Origin of the sequence: Fretibacter rubidus (assembly GCF_041429785.1) — a bacterium.
In the GTDB taxonomy this organism is placed as follows: Bacteria; Pseudomonadota; Alphaproteobacteria; order Caulobacterales; family Maricaulaceae; genus Fretibacter; species Fretibacter rubidus.
Genome location: NZ_CP163423.1, coordinates 451,749 through 476,027 on the forward strand (window position 1 = coordinate 451,749; position 24,279 = coordinate 476,027).

Here is a 24,279-nt window from a genome sequence, read left to right on the forward strand (position 1 = left end):
CTATCACTACCGATTGTAGGAAAGCTGCTTGGACATAAGAGCTCCAAGTCTACCGCACGCTACGCCCATTTTTACACGGATGTTATGGCCAATGCAGCAAATAAGGTAGGCGGATGATGTCGATAGGCGGAAGACCGTTGTTATGTGCGGGCCTGTACCATTTTCTAGCTTTGTTTTTTAAACATCCCATCCTGGGTTTTGTCGTTTTAATCGCCGTAAAAAAGCGGGCCATGCGAGGTTGTCACCCATGCCAGGCATAAATGCGGCCGCACCTTGCTCGCCGACTTTGGATGAGAGGTCGGGGGTACACATGAGAGGCGGCTTTGTTCCTGCTTGAGCAAGAATTTGAGTTTTACAGGCTTGCTCTAAAAAGTACATTCGCAGAAAAGCGACAGCACAATTTTCACCAACGGTGAGGGTTCCGTGGTTTCTGAGCATGAGACAACCGTGATTTCCAATGTCTCGAACTAAAACTTCTCTTTCGTCCAGGTCAGTCGCAATTCCTTCGTAGTCATGATAGGCAACATCATCATGAACGACCATTGCAAACTGAGTGATCGGCAACAATCCATCAGGCTGCGCTGATACAGCTGTTCCGTGCGGTGAATGTAAGTGTAATACGCAATGGGCATCCCCACGCGCCATGTGGATTGCAGAATGAATAACAAAGCCTGCTGGATTGGAAAAATAAGGCGTGTCACCAATAACTGCGCCGTCTTCATCAACGACGATTAAGCTACTGGCGGTCATCTCCTCAAAGCCCACACCGTAGGGGTTCAACAAGAAACGTTTCTTCCCGTCCGTATCTGGCATCCTAGCGGAAATATGCGTGAAGATATGATCGTCCCATCCAAAGAGCGAGCACAAACGATAAGTGGCCGCAAGGTCACAACGGAGGGCCCACTCTTCTTGCGAGACAACACTTCGAAGGGTTGGAATAGAGAGAGGGTCAGGAATTTCAAAGTTTGAGAATGGGATGGATGCATTGTCCGTTTGAGTAGCTTGCATGTTGAAGTCTCCTATGAGTCTAAGCCGAAATTTTCGGCGCGGGATATATCCGAAACTAAAGTGCGGGTTGCCAATGCATAAGCAGCTGCCGCAAGTACAGCTGCACATGGTGCTAGCCACAAGGCTGCGCGCAAACTATCTTCACCATAAGCTGGGCGGAGCAAGTCGCTCAAGAGGCCGATGGCAACAGGACCGAAGCCGGCGCCGATTAAGCTAATCAAAAACATTAGCACAGCGCCTGATGTCGCTCTCATATGTGGTGGGGCCAAGGTTTGGGATAGTGAGAGAACTGGGCCAATAAAGAACGTTGCCAAAAGGGCAGGGAAGATAAAGGCTGCAATCGCGAGATCACCTGTTGGAGCCAATAGCACCAATGCATACCCTGGGATTAGTAATAACTCGCCAATAACAAGGATCCAGAGCGACCAGCGCATATCTCGTCGTGAAAGCCAATCCGCTAGCAGACCTCCTAGAAGAAGAGTCCCGACGGACCCAACTATTGCAATGGCTAATCCAAGCTTGAGACCAACTTCGTCAAGAGGAAGCCCGTGTGTGCGGTCCAGCATGGAGGGGAGCCAATTTATAACGGCTGTTCCCAGAAACTGGACAAGGATTGTGCCAACCACAATCCAGACATAAGACCGTTGAGCAAACAAAAATTTTAAAGTGTCGATATAATTATCGTCCTGATGTGCGCTGTTCTTCAACCCATCCGACATGCCTCTCGCGGGTTCTTTTATCGTTAAAAAAGCTAATACCGCTACCAATAAGCCCGGCAGCCCTATGGCGAAGAATGCAATCCGCCAGCTATATTGGGCGGCAAGGTAACCTCCCAATGCAAAGCCAATTAAAATTCCGAGATTTCCGCCGACGGCATAAATGGCCATAGCTGTAGAGCGTTTGGTTTTGGAAAACAGGTCAGAAATGATTGAGTAAGATGCGGGCCCTGTTCCGGCCTCGCCAATGCCTACTGCTGCACGTGCAAAGAACAGCCCAATTAAATTTGTTGCCAGACCGCAAGCGGCCGTTGCAAAGCTGAACAGGCCAAGACACGCTGCGATTATATTTTTTCTCGGTCTTTTGTCCGCCAAACGGGCAATGGGCAAGCCAAGTGTTGCGTAAAAAAGAGCAAAGGCAAAGCCGGTCAATAGTCCAAGTGACCAATCGGGCAACACCATCTCGGCTTTAATTTCTGGTAGCAATATGCCTAGAAGATAACGATCAACAACGTTTAGACCATAAACTAAGGTTAAAACAAACAAGATCCACCAATGCCCATTCGGGGTCTTGAGGGTCACTGCTTCTCCCTGGCTTTCGGCTTTGCTCAACACGTTCCCCTAAATTATATTGCAATATTATTAATTTGGGATAACCTAAAAACGAAATAAACAAAAGCAAAATATTTTGTCGGATAAACGCATGACCTACGCAGCCAAAAGTAAAGCCTTAGAAAACCCTGTAATCGTCGTAGGTGGGGGGCTGATGGGTGTGTCGACGCTACACGCCTTGACAGAGAGTGGGATAGAGGCCGTTTTGTTGGAAGCCCGCAGCGGTGTTGCTGAAGAAACAAGTTTTGCTAACGGTGGCATGCAGACACCGTCGATGCCTGACCCGTGGAATGGCCCAGGTGTTGGAAAGCACTTACTTCAATCATTGTTCGATCCAAAATCACCCATGAAACTACGTTGGAAAGCCATACCTGGTCTGACGCCGTGGGGATTAAAGTTCTTACGAAATTCATCGCCAACACGTCACCAAGCAACAACAATGGCTAACTATACTTTGGCCGCTTATTCTACCGAACTGACAGAGCAGGCGCGAGTGGATTATGACCTTAAATATGCCGCAGCTAATAAAGGGACGCTCAAGATTTTTGAATCTGATGAGGCTATGGCGAGTCCTTTGCGACTTGCGCGTATGTTGGAAGGTAAGGGCCTCGAATTCAAGAAATTGACTACTGAAGAGACATTAGATGTGGAGCCACAGCTATATGCGATCCGTGACCGTTTGACGGGCGCACTGCAATTTCCAAATGACAAAACGGGCGATGCTCACCAGTTCAGTAAAACTCTTGCGGTATCAGCGCAAGAAAAAGGTGGGAAAATTAAGACAGAGACAACAGTTACAAAAATTCTAGTTGAGAACGGAAAAGTCAGTGGCGTCGAAGTTTTAACAGGCGAGGTGATTAGAGGTAAAGCCGTTATTGTTGCCACCGGTGTTTTACCGTCTCGGCTGTTAGCGCCTTTAGGACTTAAAATCGATATTGCACCTGCGAAGGGATATTCATTCACGGTGGACGCGACTGTCCTCGGTAATGATTGTCCGCATGTTCCTGTTATCGATGATGCGATGCATGCCGCAGTCGTGCCCTTAGGTAAACGTTTGCGATTTGTCGGGACCGCCGAATTTGCAGGTCGTAACACCACAATTGACAAGGTTCGCGTTGAAAACCTTCAAGCTTTATTTATGCGTGTATACCCTCATCTGGCAGAGAAAATAGACTTATCAACCGGCACGGCTTGGACGGGGCTGCGCCCTATGAGTGCGGATGGGCGGCCAACGATAGGGCCAACGCCCGTTGCGGGTCTCTGGATGAATATCGGGCATGGGCATTTAGGCTGGACGAATGCTATGGGGGCAGCAAAACTCTTGGTTGATCAGTTTAAGGATGAAACCCCTGATATTGACCCGGCACCGTTTCTCTATGATCGCTAGTGTTTGATGGCCGCTTTCATTAAGCGGATAGTTTCCTTACCACGCTCATTAACGCTTTGTGGATCATGGGCTGCCTTGCCCGTAATCGCTTCTATTTGTTCAGAAAACAAAACCGGTCCAAGCTGAATAAACATGAGCTCAAAAGCGAGCCATTTTTTGTTCGCGTCCGGAGCTAAAAAGCCTAACTCATCCAGCCTCTCAAAGTGCCCTTGCAAGAGTTGGTGATATGCCGAAAAAGTCTTTGTGGCAGCATCAGGCAGTTCTGCAATCAATCGGCGAAAATAAAACAGTAAACCGACATTCGGCATGAGAAGATTGACGGTACGTTCCTGAATACGATTGATGAGATCTTCGCCATTTTCAAAATCCAGGTTTTCGTACATGGCTTTAAAAAGGGCTTGTAGCTGCCTCATGACATGATCATTGGTCGCGGAGATCAAATCGTCCTTAGTGCCAAAGTAATGCCGGACCAAACCCACCGATCCTCCCGCTTTATCGGTGACGTCTTTGATAGCCACTCTTTGAAAGCCGTTTTGGGAAAAAAGATCTACCGCAGCATTCAAAATATCATTTTTTACATCGCGTGCATCCTCTTTCGTTGGACGTCCTGATCGATTTTTTTGCTTTGCCATGATGGCCTTTCACTTGGGTTGTGATGATAGCTCTACTATAGTCTGGCCTGATTTGCCATTATTATACCTGAATATAAATAACTTGATTTGCGATTGGAAATCAGTAATTATATCTTAATATTAATAAATGGACCCAATTAAAGGTCTGATCAGGGGAGTAAGGCTATGAAACGCTTCATGCTTTTAACGACATCGTTAATCTGTTCAGGATTTGCGATCAACGCTCAGGCTCAAACGGCTGGGTTTGATGAAATTATTGTGACTTCGCAGAAACGTTCTCAAAGTGTTCAAGACGTACCTTTGGCGATATCTGTTGTGAGCGCAGGCGACATTGAACGCGTGCAGGCAGCTACAATACAGGACCTACAATACTCGACCCCGAACGTGACCATTCAGGGTCAAGACCCAACTAATTTAGCATTTGGTGTGCGAGGTATCGCTGACCGCTCTCGTAATCCCGGCTATGAAAACCGTATAGGTGTTTACATTGACGGGGTATGGGTAGGTCGCTCTGTAGGCGCCAATGCTTTGACTTTAGATGTGGAAAACATTGAAATACTGCGTGGACCGCAGGGAACATTATTTGGTAAAAACACGGTCTCTGGTGCGATCAATATTACGACGCGTAAGCCCTCAGAGGAATTTGGTGCCTTTGCGCGCGGTCAACTCGGTAATTACGGACTTGTGTCCGGAACAGCGGGCATTGATTTACCCGTATCAGACAGTTTGCGGACTAAGCTGACACTTTCCAAGAGAGAACGCGACGGTTTTACCAATGATGTCGCGACAGATGTAAATTATGGAAATACCGATGAATTTGCCGCTCGATTTGGCGCGGAGCTTGATGTCTCTCCTAGCACAACCGCTAGCTTAGCGGTTGATTTCTCGGAGAATGACTTCAAACCATTAATTGCGGAAAGCACAGCTGATGCAGCCGCTCCCGAAATTTATGAAGTTTCATTGGACGCAGTCGGACAAGCCTATACAAGATCTCAAGGCGCAGCCCTGACGGTTACCCATGCGTTTGACAATGGGTATGAGCTAACTTCTATCACTGGATTAAGGTCAACCACACGTAAGGTGACCGATGTCGATGAAGACTATTCTTCATTTCCTGCAGCGACGACCGACTTTGTTACCGAACAAGCTGACAATATTTCTCAGGAATTTCGCATAGCATCCCCTGAATTTGACCGCTTCGACTATGTTGCGGGGCTTTATTACCTTAACCAAGATATCGAGGGTTCAGCGCAAGCGAGAGCCCTTCTCGCGGCTCTAAATCCCGCATTTCCAGCAATTTATCGTTCGGTGACGCACGAGGAAACACTTGAGGCTGAGACCATTGCAGCCTTTATTCATGGCAACTATGATTTAACGGACCAACTTCAAATGACGGCGGGCCTGCGTTATACTGACGAGTCAAAAGACTTTGATTACGTTATTGATGACCGAATTGGCTTGTTTACTTCAGGTTCGCTCGTTGATAGCCGTTCCGAGTCGGACTTATCATATTCCGCCAGCCTTAACTGGTTCGCGACTGACGACATCATGACATATGCTCGCTATTCGAAGGCCTTTAAATCTGGTGGGTGGAACGCCGATTTCATTGCCAATATCGAGGCGCTGCCCTTTGATGATGAAAAAGTGGATGCATTTGAATTGGGTTATAAAGCGACATTGTTTGATAGCCGCCTTCGTCTTAACGCCGCGGCTTTCTTGCAAAAACACAAAGACTTTCAGGTCTTTAGTTTTGCACAACTCGCAAATGGGGGCACACAATTAACAGTAACAAATGCAGGTGAGGTGACCTCTAAAGGGTTTGAAATCGATGCAAATATTATCGTTAATGAAAATCTGCGCCTATTCGCAAACTGGGGTTATACGGACGCAGAATTCGATGAGTTTAAAGATGGCGGCGGGCCTGGTGTGGATTTCGATGGGAATGTTCCGTCAGAAGCGCCTAAAAATTCGCTTAGCTTTGGGGCCGATTTAAATTACCCGGTCGCTAATGGTGAGTTCGTTGCACAAGCAGATTTCTCTTATCGCGATGAATATTTCTCCAACCCGAATAATGAAGCTGTAAACTTAAATGAGTCAGCCAGCTTCTTAAATGGCCGGATTGGGTATGAGCCAAACAATAATGCATGGGGAGTTTATCTGTGGGGGAAAAACCTTACGGATGAAGTCACGCAGCTCTATAATTCTCGCTCATTCTTGGGGGTTCCGCGCTCAACCTACAGCGATCCCTTAACCTATGGGGTGGAATTACGTGTTAACTTTGGCAGTGCTAAGAATTAGCCCTCGGCATATAGACGGGTCCTTACGGTGAAGATTTTTATTGCAGGATTGGCGACTGAGACCAATACCTTCTCTCCTATGCCAACGGGACGCATTGGTTTTGAAGAAGGCCTAATTGCGCATGGGGACGCGACCCAAAGCGCGCCAAATGGGTTCGGAGCGCCAATGCATGTCTGGAGAGAACGCGCAGAGGCTCGCGGATGGGATGTCGTCGAGAGTTTAGCGGCTTTTGCTCAACCCGCAGGACCGACAGTAAAATCCGTATATGAGGGTTTTGTCGAAGAAATTTTGACAGACCTGAAAGCCTCTCTTCCTGTTGATATTATTCTTCTAACGATGCATGGCGCAATGGTTGCAGAACATATCGACGATTGTGAGGGCGATCTTATGCGGCGTTGTCGAGACATAGTTGGGTCGGATGCAAAAATCGGATTAGAGATAGATCCGCACTGCCATCTTACCTCCTTAATGTTAGAGGCTGCCGACGTCATCGTTGCCTATAAAGAATACCCACATATCGATATTTCGGACCGCGCTCACGACTTATTTGCCTTGATAGCCGACGCAGCCGAGGGTAAAATCAACCCCGTCATGCGGGCTTATGATTGCCGCATGATTGAAATGTTCTTTACGCCCGGTGAACCCATGCGGTCGCTTGTTGATAAGATGATGGATGCCGAAGGAAAAAACGGTGTTTTGTCCTTGTCTTTTGCTCATGGTTTTCCATGGGGTGATACAGCGGATACAACATCAAAAATGTTGGCGATAACCGATGGCGACCCAACGCTTGCCGATCGGGTCGCGCGTGAATTCGGTGAAGAGCTATGGGACTTGCGTCACCAGATAAAAAATAGTTTCCCGACAATCGATGAAGCGCTAGACCGCGTATCGACCCTTCGTGAGGGAAAACCCGTTGTCCTTGGAGACTTTGCCGATAATGCGGGGGGCGGCGCACCAGGAGATTCCACCTTTGTTTTAAAAGCTGTTCTTGAACGGAAACTGAAAGACGTTGCTCTTGGTATGTTTTGGGATCCAATCGTTATTCGCCAATGTCAAGAAGCCGGTGAAGGTGCCGTGCTACGCTTACGAATTGGTGGGAAGATGGGAACGGCGTCCGGTGATCCTGTTGATTTAACGGTAAAAGTACACGCTATAAAGTCTGGATTATCCCAGAAATTTGGTGATTTGGATATGCCCATGGGCACGGCTGCCATATTAGAGGCTGACGGTGTATATTTACTCGTCAATGATCACAGGTCGCAGCTTTTCGATCCGCAAGCTTTTGAGCAACTTGGATTAGACCTATCCAAAATGAAAATCATTGTGGTTAAGTCTTCGAACCATTTCTATGACCGTTTCGCTCCAATTGCTTGCGAAGTCATTCATATGAAAACGCCTGGGGCCATTACACCTGATTTCACAACGATCCCCTATACGAAACGGGATAGCAACTACTGGCCAAAGGTCGAAAACCCTTTCGATCAGTCTGGTAAGAAAGCAGGGTAAAACTATGGCAATCGACCTTTCAAAAATCCCGCTTTCGCCGGCAATTCGACATAATGATACGCTTTACTTGTCGGGACAACTTGCCTTTGGGGAACCTGGCGTTTTGATAAACGGCGGCATTGAAGCACAAACCAAGCAGGTTATGCTTAATATCGAAACCGTACTCAAAAAGCATAGTATCAGTCTAAAGGACGTCATTAAAACAACTATCTGGCTGACAAATAAAAGCGATTTTGCCGGATTTAATGCGGCTTATGCGCAGTTCTTTGATCCAGGACACTATCCAACCCGCTCAACTGTCATCTCGGGACTTCTCATAGACGGCGCTCTTATTGAGATAGAAGTTATTGCCCGCTTGCCGGAATGAAGCGTAAGCTGGCAGAGAACATCGTCGTCAGGCATTTAATATGTCTATTTATATTCCTTTCTGCCCTCATGGGCCACACCACATATGCGCAGGGACAAACTGAAACATGTATAGGTTTTGATAGTATCAAAGCTGCCTCAATTGAGGAATATATAGAGCGCATTGCAACCCCGCTTATTCAATCCCAGAGCATTGTAGGGATGGGCGTTTCCGTAGTCCATTGTGGCAAAATTATCCATCTTTCTGGTCACGGCTATGCAGATTTAGATAATCAAATATCCGTTGATCCTTCTTTACATTTATTTCGCGTGGGTTCTGTAACAAAGGCGTTCACCTTTACCGCACTTATGCAATTAGTCGAAGCAGGACAAGTCAAGATTGATGCAAACATCAATGACTATTTAGGTGACTTCCAGATTCCAGATGGCCGCTTTGGTCCCATAAAGGTCAAAGATCTATTCACGCACCGCACTGGATTTGAAGATGGGGCTGCCGGCTATTTATTCGAGCGCGATCCAAAGGACCAAATTAGCCTTGAGGCTTTTTTAAAACGGCATCAACCTAGTCGGGTAAGGCAAGCAGGAAGTGTAACATCATACTCAAATTATTCTGTTGGATTGGCGGGGCGCATCATAGAGATAGTCTCAGGTAAGAGTTACGATGACTATATAACTAATCATATTTTTGCGCCGCTTGAAATGAAATCGTCAACAGCCTTGGAGCCCAACAGCCTCATTGGCGGTGGAATGTCTCCCGAGTTGGCGGCTCGCCTAGCATCCGTTTATTCGGTTGATAAGCAAGGGCCTGAATTACAGTCTTTTGAATATATTGGCCACGTTAGTCCTGCAGGCGCAATATCCTCAACGCCAAATGACATGGCGCGTTTCATGTTAGCCATAGTGAGTTCTGAACATCCGGGTAAGTTTCAGATGCTAAACCCAATAACACTTGATCAGTTCCGTACACGCCCCTATTCTAACCGCATTGGTGCAACAGATTTCGCTTTCGGTCTCCTCAATGGAGAGCTTGAAGGGTATGAAACACTCCATCACCGGGGGGCGACGCTTACCTCATTTTCATCCATGATACTTGTTCCCGATAAGCAGCTTGGTGTTTTCATAACGACTAATGGCGCTAGGAACCCATTGGCGCCACATGACTTAGCGGAACGAATTCTGACCGAGAACTTTTTAACTTCAGGTGACAATGAGCGTCCTTCAGTCCCCCTTCAAGACGTTTCACCTTACACTGGCAACTATCTTACCAATCGTAGGTCTTTCACGAAGTTAGAAAAAATTTTCTACCCATTTGCAGGGCTAGTAAAAATTAAAGCAGGGGAGAATAATAAGCTGCTAATTAGTGGCCCAAAAGTGGATCAAGGCACCTATCGCTTTCTTGGAGATCGAAAATTTGAAAACACCCAAAGCGGGAAAGTGATAATGTTCGAGAGTGACACTGGTGGATCGATGCATCGTTTCTATTCAACTGAAGGACATATAGCTTATGAACGGCAATCTCTTAGCAGCTCACTTACCTTGTTGTTTTCAATTTTTGCCTTAGCCCTGGTGGCTGCATTAACACAGCTGGTAGCAAGCCTCATAAAGTTTAAGTCTAAGGTGACATCGTCGACAGTCTGGACTGCACTAGGAATACTCAGTCCTCTTAGTGTTATTTTAGTTGTAGTTCTATTTGCTCTATCGCTCCATCAATTGGCTCAATTTGGCACTGAAATTGTCTACATTTGGCCAACGTCATTTTTGAAAATTCTTGTTATAGCCATTCTAATTTCAATACCACTTTGGGCGGCCCAGACAGGGCGCATACTGTTTTATTTGGTTAAGCGTGATTTAGCAGGCAAAGAGAACGTCATCCAAGTTTCTTTCGCATTTTGTTTAGTGCTGCTGATTCTGATTTTACATGAATGGAACATGATAGGTTTCAAATGGTAAAGATGTAAATCAGATTATAATTTCGGTCTAAACTTCTGTTTGATATATCCTTAGCAATCCACGAATACCAAACATTAGCTTCTGCACACAATCTAATGAACATAAAATGCCACCCATCAAGAAGATAGCTTATCATTTTAAATGCTCTGTGAAGCTGAGTCGCGCTTAAGGTTAAGCTGCTCGGCTAATGTCCGCTATTGGGATCATCCTGACTTCAGTAGAGGGGCTTAGCGATATCAGGGGTATGAAGAATGAAAGTTCATATAGATGTTGCTTTGGATAACGTCACATTGCCGACCGCAGATGTTTCTCAACTTTTTCCATGAGGCCAAGCATTTGATCTTGTTCCGGTTCTGTCAGCGAATTTAGCATTTCTTGCATGTTAGCTCTATCCTGGGCAAGAATTCTACCGCGCATGCGGGTGCCTTCCTCCGTCAATTTGTAAATTCTGGCACGCTTGTCCGTTGGATGACCATGTTTGCTAATGAGCCTCAATTTGCAAAGCCTATCCAAAACAGATTGAACCGTGGTTGGCGGCAAAAACAAAGCCTGGCAAATATCGGTTGGCCGGCAATCGGGGTGGTTTTCAATAAATTTGAGGCTTTGATAATCGAGCGGATTGTAGCGCATGGGTCGAGGTTGCCCGTCTGCACCAGCCAAAAGATACCGGGTAAGTAAGGCGTCAACAGCCCCTAACAATCTATCTGTATTTTTTTTCATAATCTAATCTATTGCGTAATTCGTAATATGTGTTACGTACTTCGTAACAAATTGGAGATTATTATGCGAACCCTTTTACTGATTGCCACAGCTTCTATTATAACCGCCTGCTCAAGTACGCCAGCCCCACCCGCTGTTCCACCTTCTGATTTTTCGACGAAGCCGGCTATAACTGGAAAGGGCTATGCTCAAACTGTCATCGTCCAAGATTTTCCGATGGAACGCGCTGCGCTTCGTGCATGGCTGGAAGACGGAAATAAAGTTGTCGCCGCAATGGACGGAGGTGAGGACTTTGCCGGGCCTGTGGATGCCGTTTACTTTGAGGGGGAGTGGCCCAGCACAGGCGCAACGCGCCGTGTTGAGCTAAGTGATGGTCACTTTGTATTAGAAAAAGTTTTATCCAATACAGAGGCCGCCTTTGAGTACCAAATTTGGAATGCCACAAATGAAGTTGGTAAAAATGTTTCCTATGTTCACGGCATACAGGCTTTTGAGCCATTATCAGACTCAGAAACAAGGATGACCTGGACGTATAAGGTGAAACCAAATGCTGGTTTCAAGCGGCCATTTGTTCAGCGTTTTGTTAATAATCAAATGCAACCCATGCTCTCGGGCGCCCTTACGACGCTGGCTGAAGATGCTCAGGATCTGAGCGGCGCTGCATCTACCAATGCTGAGTGATAAATTTGTACCCTCGCGAGCAATTGCGTCAGTAGCGCAAACTGTAGGCCGCGTAGCCTCCAGCGCAACGCCCACAAGCGGAATATCTCTAACCGATGCGCCTGATTTTAGCTCTCTGTCTCTCGTTGGACGGATGCGAATATGCGGAACCTCGGCCTCCAGCCGTATATTCTCGGGCCTGATATTGGCCAATTCGCTTGGTCTGCATCCAGTCTCAATAAGGGCCATGCAGAGGAGTGCGCCTTGCCTATTAAGGCCTTCAAAAACATCTGACGCGAGTATGCGTGACCTAACCCAATCGTCTTTGAAGGGCAGAACCTTCGTTATAATTTTGTCCTTGAACCGCATATTGCGAAAAGGGTTCTCACGCTCTTCTTCGCCGATGTGCTCAAAATATCGGCGGTAAAGTTTACGTAAACTGCCCAAGTCTTTGTTGCCGCTACTGCCGCTCATAGGCTTGGAGCCGTCCTTCGGATGGATGCGCTCATGCCAGAATTTACGAACAGCATGAGCATGTTCGCGGGTAATATCCCGCATATCTATATCGCCATTTATGGTCACGAAGTTCGCCACAGCGCGGCGTTTGATTTTGGAAAAGTTCTTTACTTGCTCTGGTGACTTACTGGCGAGTTCGTCGGCGACGATCTCTGACAAGTATAAATCCATGGCCTGCGTGATGGTCGCGGATGGCGTCTTAGCAACGCCTAGCAAGGCTTCGGCGTCCTGCGCTTCTTTGGGCTGCGGCGCTTCCTGTAATGGCGCTATGGCTTGCAAGCGGCTTAATAAATCCGAGACCGTATCGCGCGAAATCAAGCTATCCATTGGCTCATAGTTGAACCCTAGCGAGCGGGCATGTTGGCTTACGTCGCGGAAGTGGACTTCTCTCGGTGTTGACGTGAAACTGCTCGGCATTATCTTGTGCCAGCGTTGCTCGTCTTCATCGGCGCATATGTCCCGCCGCTGGCGGGCAACCTTGCGGCTATCTGTATCGAGGGAGCGGTATATCAATGTGCGGTCGTCTATGTGGCTGACGGCCTTGGGCACGCGCCGCACATAATGCCATATATCACCGCGTAGCCGTAGGTACTGGTCGGGTCGTCTAATCGCCTTCAACCTGCCATCTCCTGTGTAGCCTTTTGTAAGGCAAGAAGTGAGGCAAATCGCGCGAGTTACCGTATGGAAAGTAAAGGAAAGAGGGATTTTCCGAGACTTTTCAGAGGCTTACGCAACTTGCTATGATAGGAAAATGGTGCCCCCACACAGCACGATGCTAAGTGATAAAAACAATATAAAACAATATGTTAAATAGGTCAAATCCAGAATTGTGGCACAGCATGTTTCATCATTTGTGGCACGCTTCTCTAACGTATGAACACGGTTTCGCAGAGAAGTTTTTTGATTGAACATTCTTGCAAATGTGAGTCCCAATAACGGACTCATACTATGAATTTATGACGCGGGTTCTGCAGGAATCATTCAAAGAGGTTTTGCTTATCCGGTGCCAGTCTTTCCTTCCCATAGTAGCCAAAGAGAGGTCCAGGTAAGTATCGAAAGCGACATACCTTAATGGACAATTCAGGCTATTAAATAAGTTCAATGACCTAAAGAGGTCTGCGTGTGTCGTATGTGTGCACTCCGAAATAAGACATCTAGTAAATTAGGGTGATTATGGCTTGGTTGGATGAGTATTCATTTAGAAGGCTGCACTCGACAGTGATACGACTTACTCCATCAGTAAGCGCGATAAAGAAAGCAAAGAGTAATTGACATGGTTTGCTCCAAAATATCTTAACTACAACCGTTTGTAAAATTCTGGTCTTATGATAAGTCTAATCGCGAAAACTGAGACCGGAATTCAGATATGAATAAAAATTTCTCAAAAGATGCCTATAACGGATATTCTATATATCAGGTTTACCCCAGATCATTTCAGGATACGACCGGTAATGGAGTAGGAGACCTAAACGGCATTCGATCGAGACTTGACTACATCGCGAAACTCGGTGTTGATATCGTCTGGATTTCTCCATTCTTTAAAAGCCCCATGAAAGACTTCGGATATGATGTGTCCGATTACGAAGAGATAGATCCGCTATTTGGGACTATAGACGATTTTAAAAGTTTATTGAAGGAAGCCCACGCGCTGGGTCTGCAAGTTATGATTGATCAAGTTTGGTCCCATTCATCAGATCAGCATATTTGGTTTGAAGAGAGCCGTCGTGATGATCAGAACCCAAAGGCAGACTGGTATGTATGGGAGGATGCAAAGCCGGACGGAAGCCCTCCTAATAATTGGCTTTCCGTATTTGGCGGCCCTGCCTGGACTTGGGATTCTGGGCGACACAAATATTACCTTCATAATTTCTTGAAATCGCAGCCCGATCTCAATCTTCATAATTCGGAGGTTCAAGACGCGATCCTTGATGTGGCCAGGTTCTGGTTTGATCTGGGAGTAAATGGTTTCCGGTTGGATGCCTGTTCTTTTTATTTTCATGATCAATTGTTGCGGGATAATCCCATCAAGGAAAACGTACCCCAAGGGCCGAAGCCACATGACTGGCAAGCTCACAAATATTGCCGAAGTCAGCCTGAAAACCTCGATTTTTTGAAACGAATCCGAACACTGGCAGATGCTTATGGAGGTAAGTTACTGCTCGGGGAAATTGGCGATGACGATGGCCTGCGTCAACAAGTTGATTATACGCGGGGTTCACACTTGCTCCAAATGGCTTACAGCTTCGATATGCTAAAGCCCGACGGCTCTGTGGAGTATCTCTATGGTCTATTATCGCGTTGGTTGAGTTATGGCGAAGGTCGGCCTGTATGGGCGCTTGGAAATCATGATGTCCCGCGACTAGCCACTCGATGGGGCGGCGCAGAACCTAATCCACAACAGCTGCGTATGTTCATCGCGTTCCTCGTCTGCTTAGATGGGCCTTTTTGTATTTATCAGGGAGAAGAGCTAGGATTAGAAGATGTTGAAATACCATTTGAGGAACTTGTCGATCCCGATGGTTTGTCCATGTGGCCAAAATACAAGGGCCGCGACGGATGTCGGACGCCCATGGTTTGGGATAACCAACAACAAAACGCTGGATTCAGCAAAGGGGAAAAACCCTGGCTCAGAGTAGGGAAGACCCATCTCTCGAAAAGCGTTGATCTACAGGAGAAAGACGCGGGATCACTTCTTAATCATTATCGGAATATGCTGGCTTGGCGCAGGAATGATGTGTGTCTTCGTCAAGGTCAAATGAGTCTGTTTCCGAAAAACAGCAGTTTCATAGCCTGGAAACGGGTGTTGGATAAAACTGGTTATGTTTGCGTTTTTAATTTTACGGATCAATCAACCACTGTTGATGCTTCGGAGTTCTGGGAGACTTGTTCTATAAAGCTGTTGAAAGGGGAATCTGTCCTCTTAAAGGAACAGTTGGAAATAGAACCATTCGGGTGGGGGTGTTTCGAGGTCGATGTCGAGACATGAGCCGTCTTTGCAGGGCATTCCGCATCAACTATTGCTTCTTCAATTAAGATGTTCACATCAGCGCTTTCACTCGATATGCCTTAACATATGCCAGAAAAAGGGAGACGATGAGAACTGTGAAAAAGTTGTGTTTGGTGTTATGCGCGGGTGTTTTTATGGTGGGGTGCGAGAGCGTTCCACAGAATAATGACGTTATGAGATGGCAGGTAAAAACGAGTTCTGGCGTGATTTCCGGCAAACAGTCGGCCAACGGCACGGAAGCCTTTCTAGGTATTCCTTATGCGGCGGCGCCTATAGGAGACCTGCGATGGCGCGCGCCTCAGCCAACGGAGCCGTGGCGTGGAGTTTTCCCGGCTACCGAATATGGTAGTGATTGCGCGCAAATTCCGTTTCCCAGCGATGCGGCCCCATTAGGAACAGAGCCTTCAGAGGACTGTCTGTTTATGAATGTCTGGCGCCCCGCAGGCGCGAAAGCAGGTGATGATCTGCCCGTTATGGTCTGGATTCATGGAGGTGGTTTTGTCAATGGAGGGGCTTCACCTGATACGTATTCAGGTGAGTATATCGCAGACCAGGGAATAATTTTTGCCAGTTTTAATTATCGTTTGGGCCGATTTGGCTTTTTTGCTCATCCCGCCTTACAAGAGGACGCAACGGACGCAGAAGTCAGCGGAAATTTTGCCCTATTAGATCAGGTCACGGCTCTGACCTGGATAAAAGATAATATAAGCGATTTTGGCGGAGATCCGGATCGTGTTACATTGATTGGCGAAAGTGCCGGCGGAATGTCGGTTCACGCTATGCTGACATCGCCTATGGCGAAAGATCTCGTCCATGGCGTCGTCATACAATCCGGGGCGGACGGTGATATTTCCGGTGAGAATGCAGACAGTGCGAAGCAAAAAGCTATAAATTTTGCGCAGTCGAAGGGCATCCACGGGGAAGGCGTTTCAGCCGCTACCGCGTTGCGTGAATTGAGTGTCGAAGATGTGATCGATGGCTTTAATCTTGACACCATGTTTACAGCCATGTTCAGACCTGATTTGGATTTGCCGCCTGGACCCGGTTCTATGGTCGCGGATAGAAATGTGGCTGTTAACATGATCGACGAATATAGACGGGGCACATTCCCAAAAGTGCCTGTCATGATTGGCCCAACAAGTGATGATATTGGCGGACCGGAAGGTTTTATGATCAAAGGTGCTCTAGACGTTGCGGACGCCATGGCAGAAGCAGGTGCTCCGGTTTGGCATTATACATATGATTACGTCGCTGAAAGTATCCGTACGCCCGAGACCAAGGGCGCAGCGCATGCCAGTGAAATTCCGTTTTTCTTCGGAACGGTCAATGAAAAATACGGGGCAGAGACGGACGATAAAGATCGCAGAGCGAGTGAAACCGTATTGAATTATCTTGTCAATTTTACCAAGAGTGGAAACCCAAACGGAGAGGGATTGGTTGAGTGGAAACGTTTCAATGAGCAACGAAGCTCGCTCATATTTGATATGGACGGTGGCGCGACACCGACCTCAAAATAGGAACAAACTCCACCAAAGGCTCGGGTCTCAAATGTTCCGTTTTACTCTGATATGGCGCTAAACTTCAGAACGATACATCGCTCTGCTTTCATAAAGGGCAGCCTAATTCCAACCTGACATAAGACGTCTCCCGAGAACTTTTTCCCTTGAGAGTCCAATGATAGAAACTCTTTTCCGGTGAAACCGTCAAACTGACCTTTTTGAGGATCGACCCTTTCAACGAAATATTGTGTCCTCAAATCGACCATTGGCAAACTGACGTAAGGGGGGAAACGTTGTTCAGTCGGTTGCATTCGGAAAATGAAGGCGTAAAACTTATCTTTATTGCCAAGGACCTGCCAGGCCACATGGTCGCCGACATTGCCTCGCCAAACCTGTCCCGTATGCGTGATGTTCCTAATATTTTTATATAGGTTGACCCAGGATTTTATCTTCTCTTTTTCGGGCTCAGGAATTTTTCGCGGGTCCAGTTCTATTCCAAAATGCCCAATAATCGCCATGGCTGCTCTGAAGTCCATATTCTGACTTCGGCCGGTTGAATGGGCAGGCGAAGCACCGATGTGAGTGCCCATTATTTCTGGCGGAAGATATTCAAGAAATCCGTCTTGTATGCGTTTTCGTGAGACAGCATCAATGCAATCACTCGCCCAAACTCTGTGAGTAAGCCGAAGGATGCCTGCATCAATCCGGCCGCCACCTCCAGCACAAGCTTCAATCTCAACGTTGGGATATGCGTCGCGGATTGTTTGAAAAAGCGCATAACTGGCATTTATCTGATCTGTGTAAACAGCGAAGCCATCAGATCCGGCTTGCGTCAGATCCCGGTTATGATCCCATTTCAAATAATCAATGGGCAGGTTTGTTAACAGGCTTTCTATTTTTTCAAAAAGATAGTTTTGAACGTCTCTATTCGTCATGTCCAAAACCAATTGGTTTCGGGACTCTAACGGGGTTCTTTGTGGTAATTGTAAAGCCCACTGGGGATGTTTTTCAAAGAGCCGACTTTTTGGGTTAACCATTTCAGGTTCCACCCATAAGCCAAATTCCATGCCTAAGCTTTTCACATGATTTGCAAGGGGCGCTAAGCCATCAGGATATTTGTCAGCATCGGCCCACCAATCGCCCAGAGATGATGTGTCGTCATGGCGGCCTGCGAACCAGCCATCATCGACGATAAAGCGTTCCACCCCCAAATCAGCGGCCGAGCTGGCAAGCTCCATGAGGTCCTGTTCATTATGGTCGAAATATAAACCTTCCCACGTATTTAGGTGAACGGGGCGAGGTGACATTTGCCCTGAAGTCCATAACGGACTTAGAGAGCGCATATGATTTATGAGGTTTTGCGCGACGCCATTTTCACCGTTTTCGGAAAAGCTTACCAACCACTCTGGGGATTTTATTTGTTCGCCTGTTGCAAGCCGGATTTCTCCCGGAGCGTACCATGCACCGCTTTGCCAGATGTAAAATCCATAGTCGCACCATTCAATCAATTGTTCGTGATTGCCAGACCAGGCGAGATGGGCCGCCATGACTGGCCCTGAGAAACCGCCCGTTGTCGGTGACATTACGCGGGCATAAGGTGGGCAGTCGTGCGAAGTCAGCCCTCTGCGGTTAATACGTTGCCAACCGGATCGGGTGATTCCATCGCTGACGGGAATAAACTCATTATTATGGCGACCGGTAAAGCTGTTAACACGATTGAAATGTGATTGAACCGGAATTGAGCCAGCCATTAACCTGTCGACATTTAAAGTTTCAGAACCCAGATTTTTTACGGTTGTCTGAAAGGCATATACATCGAATTCGGGTTCAAGTCTGATAGTTTGGATAAACTCAATCTGAGCGACCTTATCCAAGCTGACGATACTTATTTCTTTGTTAGAAGTTTGAACTCTGCATTCCGATATTTCATGCGCCCAGTCCCGGCCATGCCGATGAGCTGTGAACGCTGGCGTATTAAACCAACCATTTCCAAATAGAGGTATTGTTCGAAAGGGTTGGTTCTTATCTAGAGAAAAGCTGGCCCTCGGGGTTGTGTCTTGCCATGATGCGAAGTCTGGATCTGCCGACAATTTGGCGCCAAAGTAACGCCAAATGGGCAGTGCGTTGCCTTCAGTCTCAAGGATAAGGCTTGTGCCTCGACCCTGAAGAGAAATTATTTTTGAGATCATATGTTTGCTGGCGTTGGGGGTTGGTTTGATGTGTCTGTTTTGACCCACCATACTGAAATAGCGGCCAAGAAAAGTAAAACACCGGACATTCGCAGCACGTTTCCTGGGTCACCCCCAAGCAAACTGTTGTAGAAAAACGGCAGGGTCGCCGCAACAATCAACATTGGGATAACAATCATCATATTGAATATTCCCATATAGACACCGGTCCGATCTGCCGGGATGGAGTTTGCCAATATTACGTAAGGATTTCCCATTATACTTGCCCACGCAATCCCAACACCAATGGCCGGTAAAAATAACATCCAGCGCTCTGTTATGTTCGGTATTATGAGCATTCCTATGCCGCCGAGAACAAGGCATAGAGCATGCAGGCGGTTTGCGCCAAACCTCTTGGCCAGTGGTATCATGGCAAATGCCGCGAAGAATCCAAGCCCATTATAGAAGGCGGCCATTTCCCCGTTAGCTAGCGTTGCAACCCGAAATCCTTCGGAACTCGAGTCCGCTGTTCCGAATACGCTTCGACCGATCGAAAGTACCACATATCCCCAGTAGCAGGATATGCCATACCACTGAAAAAGGCTCATCAAGGCCAGTTTTCGCATGGCTACCGGCATTTCAATGATGGCATGCCATATTTCGCCAAACGTACCGATGAACCCCTTGGGTTTGCCTTTGATCGACTGAATTTCTTCCTCGGTTAATGGAAGTTCAGGGACGCGGCTAATTGACCATAATACGGTTGTTATTGAAAGAAAGGCACCTATGAAGAAAGCATATTTTGCGAATTTCGGGATGTTATTCGCATCGACATCATTGATGCTTATTCCAAAAACATACACCATTATTGATGGTGCTAGGAAGGCTAGCATTTGAGCGAGGCCCGTAAATGCACTTTGTGTCAAAAAGCCAAATTGTCTTTGCTCAGGCCGTAGTCGATCACTGATATAGGCTCGATATGGTTCCATTGTCATGTTGTTACCAGCATCCATTATCCATAGACAGGAAACAGCCATCATGAGACTCATACTGAGAGGCATAAAGAACAAGCCCACGGAGCACATAATCGCGCCAAGAACGAAATAGGGCGTGCGCCGTCCCCACCGGGACAGCGTTTTGTCGGACAAAGCGCCAACAATAGGTTGCACAATAAGCCCGGTAAGCGGCCCTGCCAGAGCGAGAAGCGGTATGGAGGCGTCTTCCGCTCCTAAATATTTATAGATTGGGGTGACTTGGCCCTGTTGAAGGCCGAAACTGAATTGAAGGCCTAAAAACCCTAGATTCATTTCCAGGATACGCCAAGGGTTTAAGTAAGGTTTATGCTCGTTTGTGTCGTCCTGAGACGTTGAATTTTGACTAAGCGCCATACGAATTTCCCCTTTAATTAAAACCGCCTTACAACAGATTTTTAAAAGAAACAACAATCGATTGTATTTTTCGAATTTTTATGAAATGTAAGGCTATGAAAAAATTTGGCGGGATAGATGCGGGGGGCACTACGTTTAAATGCGTTGTCGCTGGGCAAGATGGAACAATCTTTGAACAAGCTAGGTTTCCATCGCTCGACTCTGCACAAACTCTGAAAGCGTGCATTAGTTTTTTTACACGTCATCTCGATTCAATTTCCGGCTTGGGAATTGCAAGTTTTGGTCCGATTGATATTGATCCGACCTCTTCACGATACGGGCAAATACTGGAAACGCCCAAAAAGGGTTGGTCTGGCGTCAATTTAAAATCCGGTTTCGATAATGCTTTAGGAGTAAATTGCGTCGTCAACACGGATGTGAATGGTGCTTTACTGGGCGAGATGCAATGGGGACGAGCTCAGGGCGTAAATAGTGCAGCTTATGTAACCATTGGCACAGGAATAGGGGCCGGGATATTTTTGAACGGTGGATTTGTTGGCGCGCCAACACATCCGGAGTTTGGTCATATTAGACTTGAGCGTCATCAACATGACGACTTTGAAGGCATTTGCAGTATTCATCGTAATTGCCTGGAGGGTCTCGCGAGTGCTCCGGCTTTGTCCGCACGTTTTGGCCCTACAAAAGATATGGATATTAATCACAAGGGTTGGGAAATTGAATCCTGGTATCTCGCGCAAGCATGCTTATCGCTTTACCTGACAATCCGGCCTGATCGCATCATCCTCGGCGGCGGAATTATGCTCGCGAATGGTCTATTAGACAAGGTGAGAAATGAAACAGAAAAACTGTTGAATGGATATACTGACATGAAAAGTTCTGAAATTGAACAGCTCATCGTGACGCCTGGATTAGGGGACAATGCAGGGGTGTTGGGTGCAGTATGCCTTGCCATTCAAGCGCAGAGATAAATTATAACGGGGAAGAAACAGATGTCGGACCATAAACTTTCATTTCGTGAAAAGGTCGGGTACGGTCTTGGAGACATGGCTTCAAATTTCTATTTGGGGTTTTTTGGTATCTTCCTAATGTATTATTATACCGATGTGTTCGGTATATCCCCGGCTGCCGCCGGTTTTATGTTGCTGATAACAAAAATCGTCGATGCCATAAGTGATCCTGCCATGGGATTGATTGCGGATCGAACTGAAACAAAATGGGGGAAATACAGGCCATATCTCATCTGGGTGGCCGTACCTTATGCGATTTTGGGGTACCTTCTATTTTTGGGGCCTGATTTATCACCATTCGGCAAATTGGCTTTTGCCTATGTAACTTACACATTGGTCATGTTGGCTTTCACGGCGATAAATGTTCCCTATTCGGCATTACTCGCGGTTATTTCTCCGAGTGCAGAGGAAAGAGCCAAGGCAGCACAATATAGATTTGTTTTTGCATCGATCGGAACATTGACTGTTGGTGCGTTGGCGACACCATTGGTAAAACTATTAGGCGGGGGTGATGAGGTTCTGGGCTTCAGATTGACGATTATTTTGTTTGCCGTTTTGTCGATAGCATTGTTTTGGACGACCTTTTTTACGACGAAAGAGCGAATTCGTCCTCCTAAACATGACAGTAGCGTCAAGGATGACCTCAAATCACTCGCCAAGAATATATCCTGGGTCTTACTGGTATTATGCGGGATATTGACCATTATTGGTCTCGCGGGACGAATGTCATCCATCATGTATTATCTGAAATATTATATGGTGAGCGGAGTGGATGAGAGTGCTCGCGTTTTCTTGTGGATGGATCGCATGGCATTCCTAACGTCCGTGGGGATGTTAGGGCAATTAGTTGGCGCATTGTTGACGCCAAAATTGGCCAGCCTTTTTGAAAAAAGGAACCTGCTTATCATCATGAATCTTGCACATGGAGTGTTGCTAATTGCGGGCTATTTTGTAACGCCCGATCAATATTTTCTGACCGTTGTATTACAAACATTAGGGATGTTTACGTTCGGAATTGTAATCACTCTTTTATTCATTATGTATACCGATTGCACAGAATATGGAGAGTGGAGATTTGGAAAGAATACAGCGGGGTTAACTGTATCCGCTTCGATGTTTTCCTTGAAATCAGGAACTGCAATTGGCGGAGCGCTGCCTGGATTTATTCTTGCGGCTTTCGGTTTCGTTGCCAATCAGGTTCAAACCGATAGTGCTCTACATGGCGTGCGATTAATGTTCACCGTTTTGCCGGCCGTATTTTTCTTTTTGGGCGCCCTTGTGATGATGGGGTATAAAATTGACCGAAAAATGTTGAGACAGATTGAGGCGGATTTAAAGGAAAGACGGCAGACTTAGTTTGTTTCAAGTGGAAAAACCTGGCCAACAAGATTGATTTTTCCGGTGCCATTATTGGATAAAAAGAGCTGATCAAATTCTTCATCGGGGAAGACAAGATATGTCATCGCGACTTCACCATGATTGGCGATAATTTCAACGGAATATCGATCAATAAGAATGTGGAGGGATAGGCGTCCATTTTTACTTGTAATATCGATTGGTCGCGAAACATCATTAAAAGTGTCGTCGATGGAATTTTGGCGTGCCAAAGAACGATCAACGGTCATGTGTTCGACTTGAGGGTCGTAATTAATCGTGAATTTATTTCCGATTATGTTGCCGAACTCTAAAGTTAGCGTGGCATTATCCAAACCTGAAATCTCTAACTCTAACTCACCCTGAGTGAAAAGTTCTTTCGGAAGATCTAGTTTGTGCCGATCGACGAGGCTTTCATTAACATTTATTTCTTGTTTGCGGATGGAGCCGATTTGTTCGGCAAATTCGACAAACAGGTGAGGTCGTTCGTTTATAGTCCCGAGCGTTAACTCCCGGGGGAACGTCATCATACCTCGCCAATTTGCGACAGGTGTTTTATCCGCATACATCCAGTTACTCATCCAGCCAATAAAGAGTTTTTTTTCGGGTTCGTCCGCGGTGTTTTCCCAAGTCATTCCCGCATAATTATCCGGACCCCAGTCCAGCCAAACGGCTCCGTTCTTAACGAGGTAGTCTTCAAAATGACGGTCAAGTGAGAAAGAATTCCCGTCAAAATGGCCCACATAATATTGCGTTCCGCTTCCGTTTTGGGGGCCTTGCAGGGTTTGGCTTTGCAATAAAACCCATTGTGTTTCCTGCGTGTCTTTATTGCGTAATGGAAAAAGGCTGACACATTCCCAGAGGCGATCGTTTTCTACGGGGTAGGCAAAAGCGCTCAAAAATTCCCAATCTGTCAGGTTTGATGATCTATAAAAATGGGCCGAATTTCCAACGGAGAGGCACATTATCCATTGTTGGGTCGGCGAATGCCAAAAAACATTCGGGTCCCTAAAGTCCGGCGTCTCACCGGGGTTGCCTAAAACCGGGTTTCCCGGAAATTTCCTCCAGCTCTCTCCACCGTCAGAGCTTGTGGCTAGAGATTGCCTTTCATAGCGGCTGGTCTTTTGGTCAAAACCCTGACGGTCATGATGAGTGAAAAAAGCCACGAGATCATCTTTGCGAATATCCTCGCCGTAACTTTCTCTGGCTATGACAATATTGCCTGAAAAAATATACCCGAACGAATCTGGAGATAAGGCTATCGCCAGGTCTGTCCAGTGAATCAGATCTGGACTGGTTGCGTGAGCCCAATGCATGGGTCCCCAAATAATATCGTCTGGATGAAATTGGTAGAATAGGTGATAAAGGCCATCGCGATACACTAAACCATTTGGGTCATTCATCCAACCAATAGGAGGTGAATAATGGAAGCCAGGTTTTTTCATTTTCTGCTTTTCTATTACTT

General features: G+C 46.6%; 17 protein-coding genes. 9 read left to right on the top strand and 8 right to left on the bottom strand.

Features of this window, described 5'->3' with window-relative positions:
• Nucleotides 1-177 precede the first annotated feature (177 nt).
• Together AB6B37_RS02160 and AB6B37_RS02165 are read right to left on the bottom strand one after the other, a co-directional pair.
• A complete protein-coding gene (locus AB6B37_RS02160) occupies nt 178-1,008 on the bottom strand; it encodes a class II aldolase/adducin family protein (RefSeq protein WP_371397254.1) in 831 nt (276 codons plus the stop codon).
• An 11-nt stretch (nt 1,009-1,019) separates the two neighbouring features.
• The gene (locus AB6B37_RS02165) at nt 1,020-2,336 is read right to left on the bottom strand and encodes a spinster family MFS transporter (protein ID WP_371397255.1); all 1,317 of its coding nucleotides are present in this window, start codon (nt 2,334-2,336) and stop codon (nt 1,020-1,022) included.
• A gap of 91 nt (nt 2,337-2,427) precedes the next feature.
• Here AB6B37_RS02165 and AB6B37_RS02170 point away from each other — a divergent pair, with 91 nt between their 5' ends.
• Nucleotides 2,428-3,723: an FAD-dependent oxidoreductase gene (locus tag AB6B37_RS02170; protein ID WP_371397256.1), complete on the top strand. Its 1,296-nt coding sequence runs from the start codon at nt 2,428-2,430 to the stop codon at nt 3,721-3,723.
• Here the strand turns inward: AB6B37_RS02170 and AB6B37_RS02175 are convergent.
• Nucleotides 3,720-4,355: a TetR/AcrR family transcriptional regulator gene (locus tag AB6B37_RS02175; RefSeq protein ID WP_371397257.1), complete on the bottom strand. Its 636-nt coding sequence runs from the start codon at nt 4,353-4,355 to the stop codon at nt 3,720-3,722. The genes AB6B37_RS02170 and AB6B37_RS02175 overlap by 4 nt on opposite strands.
• 165 nt (nt 4,356-4,520) lie before the next feature.
• Between AB6B37_RS02175 and AB6B37_RS02180 the strand changes: the two genes are divergently transcribed.
• From AB6B37_RS02180 to AB6B37_RS02195, 4 genes are read left to right on the top strand one after another with little or no spacing between them, the layout of a single operon-like run.
• Entirely contained in the window at nt 4,521-6,653 is a 2,133-nt protein-coding gene (locus AB6B37_RS02180; RefSeq protein ID WP_371397258.1) for a TonB-dependent receptor, read from the top strand.
• A gap of 27 nt (nt 6,654-6,680) precedes the next feature.
• A complete protein-coding gene (locus tag AB6B37_RS02185) occupies nt 6,681-8,159 on the top strand; it encodes a M81 family metallopeptidase (RefSeq protein WP_371397259.1) in 1,479 nt (492 codons plus the stop codon).
• Between the two features lie 4 nt (nt 8,160-8,163).
• On the top strand, nt 8,164-8,526 hold the full coding sequence (locus AB6B37_RS02190; protein ID WP_371397260.1) for a RidA family protein: 363 nt from the start codon (nt 8,164-8,166) through the stop codon (nt 8,524-8,526).
• Entirely contained in the window at nt 8,523-10,475 is a 1,953-nt protein-coding gene (locus AB6B37_RS02195) for a serine hydrolase domain-containing protein (protein ID WP_371397261.1), read from the top strand. Before AB6B37_RS02190 ends, AB6B37_RS02195 begins: the two co-directional genes overlap by 4 nt.
• 285 nt (nt 10,476-10,760) lie before the next feature.
• Here the strand turns inward: AB6B37_RS02195 and AB6B37_RS02200 are convergent, their stop codons facing one another.
• On the bottom strand, nt 10,761-11,195 hold the full coding sequence (locus AB6B37_RS02200; RefSeq protein WP_371397262.1) for a MarR family winged helix-turn-helix transcriptional regulator: 435 nt from the start codon (nt 11,193-11,195) through the stop codon (nt 10,761-10,763).
• 507 nt (nt 11,196-11,702) lie between these two features.
• The gene (locus AB6B37_RS02205) at nt 11,703-12,989 is read right to left on the bottom strand and encodes a DUF6538 domain-containing protein (protein WP_371397263.1); all 1,287 of its coding nucleotides are present in this window, start codon (nt 12,987-12,989) and stop codon (nt 11,703-11,705) included.
• Between the two features lie 748 nt (nt 12,990-13,737).
• On the opposite strand from AB6B37_RS02205, the gene AB6B37_RS02210 reads away from it, so the two are divergent.
• Entirely contained in the window at nt 13,738-15,357 is a 1,620-nt protein-coding gene (locus AB6B37_RS02210) for an alpha-amylase family glycosyl hydrolase (protein ID WP_371397264.1), read from the top strand.
• A gap of 107 nt (nt 15,358-15,464) precedes the next feature.
• A complete protein-coding gene (locus AB6B37_RS02215; protein WP_371397265.1) occupies nt 15,465-16,895 on the top strand; it encodes a carboxylesterase/lipase family protein in 1,431 nt (476 codons plus the stop codon).
• A 41-nt stretch (nt 16,896-16,936) separates the two neighbouring features.
• Here AB6B37_RS02215 and AB6B37_RS02220 read toward each other — a convergent pair whose 3' ends face one another.
• Both AB6B37_RS02220 and AB6B37_RS02225 read right to left on the bottom strand, forming a co-directional pair.
• Entirely contained in the window at nt 16,937-19,117 is a 2,181-nt protein-coding gene (locus AB6B37_RS02220) for an alpha-galactosidase (RefSeq protein ID WP_371397266.1), read from the bottom strand.
• Complete coding sequence (locus tag AB6B37_RS02225) at nt 19,063-20,433, bottom strand: MFS transporter (protein ID WP_371397267.1); 1,371 nt, start codon at nt 20,431-20,433, stop codon at nt 19,063-19,065. Before AB6B37_RS02225 ends, AB6B37_RS02220 begins: the two co-directional genes overlap by 55 nt.
• 95 nt (nt 20,434-20,528) lie before the next feature.
• Here AB6B37_RS02225 and AB6B37_RS02230 point away from each other — a divergent pair, with 95 nt between their 5' ends.
• Together AB6B37_RS02230 and AB6B37_RS02235 are read left to right on the top strand one after the other, a co-directional pair.
• Nucleotides 20,529-21,401, top strand: a complete 873-nt coding sequence (locus AB6B37_RS02230) for an ROK family protein (protein ID WP_371397268.1) — start codon at nt 20,529-20,531, stop codon at nt 21,399-21,401.
• A gap of 21 nt (nt 21,402-21,422) precedes the next feature.
• A complete protein-coding gene (locus AB6B37_RS02235; RefSeq protein ID WP_371397269.1) occupies nt 21,423-22,796 on the top strand; it encodes an MFS transporter in 1,374 nt (457 codons plus the stop codon).
• On the opposite strand, the gene AB6B37_RS02240 is transcribed toward AB6B37_RS02235, so the two are convergent.
• Nucleotides 22,793-24,259 carry a glycoside hydrolase family 32 protein gene (locus AB6B37_RS02240; RefSeq protein ID WP_371397270.1) on the bottom strand — a complete coding sequence of 489 codons (1,467 nt, stop codon included), beginning with the start codon at nt 24,257-24,259 and terminating at the stop codon, nt 22,793-22,795. The genes AB6B37_RS02235 and AB6B37_RS02240 overlap by 4 nt on opposite strands.
• Nucleotides 24,260-24,279 lie beyond the last annotated feature (20 nt).

What these genes read in the sequence shown, in the direction of transcription:
- AB6B37_RS02170 (WP_371397256.1), top strand. Translation starts at nt 2,428, where the DNA reads ATGACCTACGCAGCCAAAAGTAAAGCCTTAGAAAACCCTGTAATCGTC.
- AB6B37_RS02225 (WP_371397267.1), bottom strand. Translation starts at nt 20,433, where the DNA reads ATGGCGCTTAGTCAAAATTCAACGTCTCAGGACGACACAAACGAGCAT.
- AB6B37_RS02180 (WP_371397258.1), top strand. Translation starts at nt 4,521, where the DNA reads ATGAAACGCTTCATGCTTTTAACGACATCGTTAATCTGTTCAGGATTT.
- AB6B37_RS02190 (WP_371397260.1), top strand. Translation starts at nt 8,164, where the DNA reads ATGGCAATCGACCTTTCAAAAATCCCGCTTTCGCCGGCAATTCGACAT.
- AB6B37_RS02200 (WP_371397262.1), bottom strand. Translation starts at nt 11,195, where the DNA reads ATGAAAAAAAATACAGATAGATTGTTAGGGGCTGTTGACGCCTTACTT.
- AB6B37_RS02175 (WP_371397257.1), bottom strand. Translation starts at nt 4,355, where the DNA reads ATGGCAAAGCAAAAAAATCGATCAGGACGTCCAACGAAAGAGGATGCA.
- AB6B37_RS02240 (WP_371397270.1), bottom strand. Translation starts at nt 24,259, where the DNA reads ATGAAAAAACCTGGCTTCCATTATTCACCTCCTATTGGTTGGATGAAT.
- AB6B37_RS02215 (WP_371397265.1), top strand. Translation starts at nt 15,465, where the DNA reads ATGAGAACTGTGAAAAAGTTGTGTTTGGTGTTATGCGCGGGTGTTTTT.
- AB6B37_RS02160 (WP_371397254.1), bottom strand. Translation starts at nt 1,008, where the DNA reads ATGCAAGCTACTCAAACGGACAATGCATCCATCCCATTCTCAAACTTT.
- AB6B37_RS02230 (WP_371397268.1), top strand. Translation starts at nt 20,529, where the DNA reads ATGAAAAAATTTGGCGGGATAGATGCGGGGGGCACTACGTTTAAATGC.
- AB6B37_RS02210 (WP_371397264.1), top strand. Translation starts at nt 13,738, where the DNA reads ATGAATAAAAATTTCTCAAAAGATGCCTATAACGGATATTCTATATAT.
- AB6B37_RS02235 (WP_371397269.1), top strand. Translation starts at nt 21,423, where the DNA reads ATGTCGGACCATAAACTTTCATTTCGTGAAAAGGTCGGGTACGGTCTT.
- AB6B37_RS02195 (WP_371397261.1), top strand. Translation starts at nt 8,523, where the DNA reads ATGAAGCGTAAGCTGGCAGAGAACATCGTCGTCAGGCATTTAATATGT.
- AB6B37_RS02220 (WP_371397266.1), bottom strand. Translation starts at nt 19,117, where the DNA reads ATGGTGGGTCAAAACAGACACATCAAACCAACCCCCAACGCCAGCAAA.